Source organism: Cyanobium sp. L1E-Cus (genome assembly GCF_024345755.1).
GTDB classification, from domain to species: domain Bacteria; phylum Cyanobacteriota; class Cyanobacteriia; order PCC-6307; family Cyanobiaceae; genus Cyanobium_A; species Cyanobium_A usitatum.
Genome location: NZ_JAGQBS010000032.1, coordinates 1 through 6,201, shown reverse-complemented (window position 1 = coordinate 6,201; position 6,201 = coordinate 1). Strand labels below are relative to the sequence as shown.

General features: G+C 57.0%; 8 protein-coding genes and 2 pseudogenes. 2 read left to right on the top strand and 8 right to left on the bottom strand.

The features are described from left to right. The 3 genes and pseudogenes from KBZ22_RS14210 to KBZ22_RS14200 form a co-directional block, all read right to left on the bottom strand. Nucleotides 1–522 (bottom strand): hypothetical protein (locus KBZ22_RS14210; protein WP_255022475.1); only part of this gene is annotated, 522 nt, incomplete at its 3' end. Between the two features lie 159 nt (nucleotides 523–681). Next, the gene (locus KBZ22_RS14205; RefSeq protein WP_315858625.1) at nucleotides 682–1,548 is read right to left on the bottom strand and encodes a polysaccharide biosynthesis protein; all 867 of its coding nucleotides are present in this window, start codon (nucleotides 1,546–1,548) and stop codon (nucleotides 682–684) included. 8 nt (nucleotides 1,549–1,556) lie between these two features. Continuing rightward, a pseudogene (locus KBZ22_RS14200) lies at nucleotides 1,557–2,336 on the bottom strand (GDP-L-fucose synthase family protein); the annotation flags it as partial. Nucleotides 2,337–2,442: 106 nt separating this feature from the next. On the opposite strand from KBZ22_RS14200, the gene KBZ22_RS14195 reads away from it, so the two are divergent. After that, nucleotides 2,443–2,697 (top strand): type II toxin-antitoxin system Phd/YefM family antitoxin, encoded by a 255-nt coding sequence (locus KBZ22_RS14195; protein ID WP_255022474.1) that lies wholly within the window; start codon nucleotides 2,443–2,445, stop codon nucleotides 2,695–2,697. An 11-nt stretch (nucleotides 2,698–2,708) separates the two neighbouring features. Further along, nucleotides 2,709–3,098, top strand: a complete 390-nt coding sequence (locus KBZ22_RS14190) for a type II toxin-antitoxin system VapC family toxin (protein WP_255022473.1) — start codon at nucleotides 2,709–2,711, stop codon at nucleotides 3,096–3,098. A gap of 5 nt (nucleotides 3,099–3,103) precedes the next feature. Here the strand turns inward: KBZ22_RS14190 and gmd are convergent. From gmd to KBZ22_RS14165, 5 genes and pseudogenes are all read right to left on the bottom strand, one after another. Next, a pseudogene (gene gmd, locus KBZ22_RS14185) lies at nucleotides 3,104–4,343 on the bottom strand (GDP-mannose 4,6-dehydratase). Nucleotides 4,344–4,475: 132 nt separating this feature from the next. Next, nucleotides 4,476–4,610 (bottom strand): hypothetical protein, encoded by a 135-nt coding sequence (locus tag KBZ22_RS14180; protein WP_255022472.1) that lies wholly within the window; start codon nucleotides 4,608–4,610, stop codon nucleotides 4,476–4,478. Between the two features lie 42 nt (nucleotides 4,611–4,652). Beyond that, complete coding sequence (locus KBZ22_RS14175) at nucleotides 4,653–4,964, bottom strand: hypothetical protein (protein WP_255022471.1); 312 nt, start codon at nucleotides 4,962–4,964, stop codon at nucleotides 4,653–4,655. Between the two features lie 96 nt (nucleotides 4,965–5,060). Further along, on the bottom strand, nucleotides 5,061–5,303 hold the full coding sequence (locus tag KBZ22_RS14170) for a hypothetical protein (protein ID WP_255022470.1): 243 nt from the start codon (nucleotides 5,301–5,303) through the stop codon (nucleotides 5,061–5,063). Nucleotides 5,304–5,510: 207 nt separating this feature from the next. Continuing rightward, on the bottom strand, nucleotides 5,511–6,201 hold a 691-nt coding region (locus tag KBZ22_RS14165), incomplete at its 5' end, for a class I SAM-dependent methyltransferase (RefSeq protein WP_255022469.1).

Genomic DNA, 6,201 nt, shown 5'->3' with positions numbered 1-6,201 from the left:
ATTAGACGGGAATATAACTGAAAGATAAAATGCTAGAAACAGCCCAGTGCTGTATAATGAGAAAACCCCAATGGACAATGCCAAAGTTTTGCGTGTATTTACGCTTGACGCAACGCGACACAAAGTTGGTATATAAATAGTTGCATCTTTTGAACTAGTATTAAAGAAAGCTTGCAGAAAAGACGCTGTCAGGTTTTTTTTAATTGCATACAATCTAATAACCGACACAAAATAAGAAGATATGTTTCTGGAACCAAAGAGCAGAAGAGCGCCGGCAATGCCAGAGGCCATCAAGGCCATCGATGTCATTTGGCGGAAGCCCTCAGGATTTGGGTACATATCAACCATATAACCAAGAAGCGGTATCATAAGAACAAGAACCAGCCTCGTTCCCATGTAAATAACTTGCTGAATAGAATACCCAAGAAGAGGCTGGCCGATCAAAACTCCTGAGAGCCGAGCAAGAGTTGCTCCAAATTCAAATGCTTGAATTAATGAATAGAGGATGATAATAATGGTCAAAACGTTGCAAGGGGCCAAGTGGGAAAGGTGGCAAGTCTGAGTTATTTGTGATTTTTGACCTGCAGCATGCCAATTCGGCTGTCATCAAAGTGGCCCGCTTTGCCCGCCGATTTGTTGAGCGGCAGACTTTTTCAGGCCACAAGGGCTCACTGCTGCTGACTAAGGGGACCCAGAGCTGGCTTGGTACTCCTTGACCAAGCTCTGCAAAATCCCCACAGCTTCCTGCCGATCCCAATCAGCCAAGGCTTGATCTAAACGATCCAAAAGATCAGAAAGCTCATCTGTTCCCAATCTCTTGTCCTGGGCCTGCCGTATCAACGGATGCCCCGTGGGCTCATCACTATCAGAAAGCAAAAGCTCTTCAAAGAGCTTTTCCCCAGGCCTAAGCCCCGTAAAGGTGATCGCGATATCCCCATCGGGGTTTTTGCCATCCCGCACCGTGCAACCCGAAAGCTCCACCATCTGCCGGGCCAGATCCACCAACTTCACTGGTTCGCCCATATCCAGCACAAACACCTCACCCCCTTCGGCCATCCCGGTGGCCTGCAGCACCAGCTGGGCCGCCTCAGGGATGGTCATGAAATAGCGGGTGATCTCCGGGTGGGTCACCGTGACCGGGCCGCCACTGGCAATCTGCTCGCGAAACAACGGCACCACCGAGCCCGATGAGCCCAGCACGTTGCCAAAGCGCACCATCGAGCAGATCGGGCCGCTGCCTTGATCTGCCACCCTCGCCGCCGCATCCTGCACCAGCAGCTCACACACCCGCTTACTCGCCCCCATCACATTGGTGGGCCGCACCGCCTTATTCGTAGAAATCAAGGTGAAGCGCTTCAGGCCGCAGGCGATGGCCGCATCAAGGGCAGAGCGGGTGCCAAAGATGTTGTTGGCCAGGCCCGCGCACACGTTGGCCTCCACCAGCGGCACATGCTTGTAGGCCGCCGCATGCAAGAGCACCGTGATGCCATGGCGGCGCAGCAGCATCTCCATCCGCGGCCGATCGGCCACATCGGCCAGCACTGGCACCAGCTCATCTACAGCCGCACCAGCTGCTGGCTGAGCTCCTCGCGGAAGATCGCCACGGTGCGCCCCAATCCACCCGCTAGCGGGATCCTCGCCCGCCAACCCAGCTCAGCCAGCCGGCTCACATCCAACTGTTTCTTTGGCGTGCCATCAGGTTTCCTGGTGTCCCAGAGGATCTCGCCTTGGAAGCTGGTGGCCTCAGCCAACTCACGGATCGTCAGATCCACCCCGGTGCCCACATTGAGGAACTGTTGGTCTTCAGGCCTTGGCTGCCAGTGCTCCAGCGCAAACACACAGGCCTCGCCCAGATCATCCCCATGCAGGAACTCCCGCATGGGGGTGCCGCTGCCCCAGCAGGTCACGCTGGCGTCGCCACGCTCGGCGGCTTCGTGGAACCGGCGGATCAGCGCCGGCAGCACGTGGCTGTTGGTGGGGTGGTAGTTGTCGCCGGGCCCATACAAATTGGTGGGCAACTGCTTCGCAGAAGGCTTCGCCTACAGGCTGATGGCATCAAAACCGTGTTGCAGCCGCAGGGCCTCACACAACTTGATGCCGGTGATCTTGGCGATGGCGTACCACTCATTCGTGGGCTCCAGCGAGCCGGTGAGCAGCGCTTCCTCCCGGATCGGCTGCTCGGCGAACTTGGGATAGATGCAGCTGCTGCCTAGAAACAGCAGGCGCCGCACCCCAGAGCGCCAGGCCGTTTCAATCACGTTGGTTTGGATCTTGAGGTTATCGAGCAGGAAATCGGCGGGGTAGGTGGCGTTGGCCTGGATGCCACCCACCTTGGCCGGCCGCGAAAATGCGGTCGGCAGGGTTGATCAGGCAATCCATCAGCTGATGCCTCCCGCTTGGTCCACAAGTGGACTAAGTTGTTTCCCGATGGATCCGCACTCCATGGCTGAACGTGTTGTGAATGTGCATGAGGCCAAAACCCACTTTTCACGCCTAATCGATGCCGCCCACGCCGGCGAAACGATCCTTGTGGCCAAAGCAGGCAAGCCCTGGGCGCGCTTGGTGCCCCTCGAGCAGCCTCGCCCGCGCCGCCAGGCCGGAGTCCTGGCTGGCAGCATCACCCTGCCAGCACCGGAGCTGCTGCTGGAACCTCTGCCGGAGGAGGAGCTTGCTGCCTTGGAGCAGCCTCTCCTCTGACCTTGCCCGTGATGACGCAGCTGTTGCTCGACACCCATGCCCTCCTGTGGTGGCTGGCTGAGCCGGATCGTCTCTCCCCTGTCGCCCACGCCGCCATCAGCGATCCCGCCCATGTGGTTCATGTGAGCGCCGCCTCCGGTTGGGAGATCGCCACGAAAGTGCGCCTGGGGAAATTGCCTGGCATCGGCGAACTGCTCAACGACCTGCCCCAGCAGCTCATCGCTCAGGGCTTTGAGCTGCTGCCCATCACGCTGCAACAGGGCCTGCATGCTGGCAGCTACCCCATGCCCCATCGCGACCCCTTTGATCGTCTGCTGGCCGCCCAGGCTGAGCTGGGCATGCTCACCCTGGTGACCGTGGATCCAGCGCTTCAGGCGTTCCCCTGCAGGCTTCTCTGGTAGCGCCATCAGCTCTTTTCTCCAGCGGCAGCCACGGCCGATGGATTGGTGGGCGGGTTCTCCATCGAGCCCACCACGTTGAAGCCCTTGAGCCGCAGGATCGCCTCCTTGCGGGCTTCCTCCCGATCCGCCGCCACCATTTCTGCCACCAGCTCCTCAAGCGTTGCGGTGGGCGTCCAGCCCAGTTTTTCGTGGGCCTTAGTGGGATCCCCCAGCAGGGTTTCCACCTCAGCTGGGCGGAAGTAGCGCGGGTCGATCCGCACCACCACCTCGCCTGTGCTGCGGCGGCCGGTTTCCTGCACGCCGCTGCCCTCCCATTGCAGAGCCCCCCAGCCCAGCTCCAGGGCGGTGAGCTCGATGAAGCGCCGCACCGATTCCTGCCGGCCTGTGGCGATCACGAAGTCTTCCGGGGTGCCGGGTTGCTGCAGCATCCGCCACTGCATCTCCACGTAATCGCGGGCGTGACCCCAATCGCGCAGCGAATCGAGATTGCCCATATAGAGGCAGTCCTCCAGGCCTTCGTTGATGCGTGCGAGGCCGCGGGTGATCTTGCGCGTCACGAAGGTTTCACCGCGGCGCGGTGATTCGTGGTTGAACAGGATGCCGTTGCAGGCATACATGCCGTAGGCCTCGCGGTAGTTCACCGTGATCCAGTAGGCGTAGAGCTTGGCTACCCCGTAGGGGCTGCGTGGATAGAAGGGGGTGGTTTCTTTCTGGGGGATCTCCTGCACCAGGCCGTAGAGCTCGCTGGTGCTGGCCTGATAGATGCGGGTTTTGGCGGTGAGCCCCAGCATCCGCACTGCCTCCAGAATCCTCAGGGTGCCGAGGGCATCGCTATGGGCGGTGTATTCCGGTGCCTCGTTGCCGCAGGCCCGCGAAGCGGTAGCTCACCGCCACATGGCTCTGGGCGCCCAGGTTGTAGATCTCAACTGCTTCGCAGAAGCCTTGCGGCTACGGGCTGCACCTGCTGGATGATCCGGAACAGGTTGGTGCTGTCCGTCAGGTCGCCGTAGTGCAGCACCAGGCGCGGGTCGCTCTCGTGGGGATCCTGGTAGAGCTGATCGATGCGGGCTGTGTTGTTCGCGAAGCGGGCCGGAGGCCGTAGCTGCTGGCCCGGCGCTTGATGCCATGCACCGTGTAGCCCTTCTCCAGGAGGAGCTCCGCCAGGTAGCTGCCGTCTTGGCCGGTGATGCCGGTGATCAGGGCAACGCGGCCAGTGCAAGTCACGAGCGTGGGGCTGTAGGTCATCGGCTGGACGAAGGGGCTTTAGGTGGAAACGGTGGTGGCGGTGGCGAATCTATGTCGCTCGAAAACGCCCTTAGAGGTTCCATACAGACCGTACGGAAGCCTGGACAGTGCTCGGAGGGCTCATGCGCGTGGTCATCGCAGCGCCAACCTCACCCGGCGCCAGCCATTGGCGATCGCCAGGTCAGCCAGATAGGCATCGATGCAATGCCTGGTGGTGATGGCTGTGGGCGTGGCGCTTAGGCCCTGCTGCACATAACTTCGCTGCAACTGCTTTAGAGTGACGATCCGGCAGCTCCAGGGTGGTGCGCATCAGCCAGGGCCTTGCTGGCCGTTGGGAAGTTCAATGATGGTGAGTTGGGTGTGGCTGGCATCGGGTACCAAATCCACACTGATGCGTTGATCAAAGCTCACAAATCTGCCGCCATGGATAACGGCAAGCGCCAGGAGGTAGCTATCGGTGATCTGGCGGTGGCCCAGCATCCGATCCCAACGGATGGGGCCCTTGTTCAGCAGGCTGATTTGCTCAGGCCAGAAAACGTGGCTGGCGTGGTTGCAAGCTTCCTCGAGCCGCTCCGCCACCTGGGCTACCGGCCGATGGTTCGGATAAGCGGGTTGGGACATGATCCGGAGCACGCCGTTTTGCGTGATCGGGCACGTAATGCACGGGGCCGCGATCTAACAGGGCAATGATCACGTTGATGTCGAGCCGCGACCGCATCAGAGCCCGTCTTGATCACGCAACTGGTCGATCTGCTCATTGGTAACCAATTTTGGATTGGCGGCCCGGAAGGGGCGGAATCCCGCAACAAGCAATGATCCAGTATCCACCCGATCCCCATCACCCGATAGGGCCAGGCGGAGCAACCGTGAAACAACCTGACCTGCCGAGGTTCCTTGGCGGCGTGCCAACTCCTTCGCTGCGGCCAGTACATCGTCTTCGATATCGAGCGTTGTTTGCATGGCTCCAAGCGTTGAAGCAATCCCTCTGATAACAAGTATCCCAGCATCAGCGCATCAGAACATCATCCGATAAGGCTTAGGTGGCTGATGGTGGTAAGTGTGAAAGTCTGGCCAGGTGCAACAATCGCAGTCATTGCATCAACTGCTGCCTGAGTAGCTGCTCAAGCACCAGCTAATCTTGAGCCCTATGGGTTATAAATAAGATACTTATTTAAAGAAACTAAGCTTCTTCTTGATAAATCTAAGCAACTTAAGGATTGGAAACGAGCTTTGAGCACTTAAATGTGATTGGGGTGTTAGATCCGATGATGGCAAATCTAAACATGGTTGGTCACCCCTTTCTGCAACAAATATTGTACCCCATGGGGTTTCAGGGCATGAAAGTTTGGTAAGCATTAAATTATTACGGGCCATTAATTCTCTAAAATATGTTTCTTGAAATCCAAGCTCGCACCAACCAAAATTACGTATTGCCCATAATGATTCTCCATCAAGTCTTAAACCCCAAGGAATTGGAAAGTCATCGGTGATTGGTTCAGCAGCAAATATAATCTTTCCACCTTCATTAAGTAGATTTAATAAACCTGGAATTAAATTTTGATGATCAGCGCAGTGGTGAAAAGATTCAAAAAATATAATTGCATCCCATTTGCGGTCTAATTTATGAGCAATTTGAAAATCAGCATTGAGAAGCTCAATTTTCAGGCCGATTGCTTCAGATCGTTTCCTTATTAATTCAACAAATCTTTTTTCAATGTCAACTGCAGTTATCTTAAAACCCATTTGAGCAAGCCATAAAGTTGCATTGCCCCAACCCGCACCAAATTCAATTATCTTTGATCCTGGTTTGAGAGCTAATGTTTTAATTAGGTGACCGATTGCAATGATATGGTTGCCA

Excerpts from the sequence above, each read along its gene's own strand:
- KBZ22_RS14190 (WP_255022473.1), top strand. The coding sequence starts at position 2,709 with ATGACGCAGCTGTTGCTCGACACCCATGCCCTCCTGTGGTGGCTGGCT.
- KBZ22_RS14170 (WP_255022470.1), bottom strand. The coding sequence starts at position 5,303 with ATGCAAACAACGCTCGATATCGAAGACGATGTACTGGCCGCAGCGAAG.
- KBZ22_RS14175 (WP_255022471.1), bottom strand. The coding sequence starts at position 4,964 with ATGTCCCAACCCGCTTATCCGAACCATCGGCCGGTAGCCCAGGTGGCG.
- KBZ22_RS14195 (WP_255022474.1), top strand. The coding sequence starts at position 2,443 with ATGGCTGAACGTGTTGTGAATGTGCATGAGGCCAAAACCCACTTTTCA.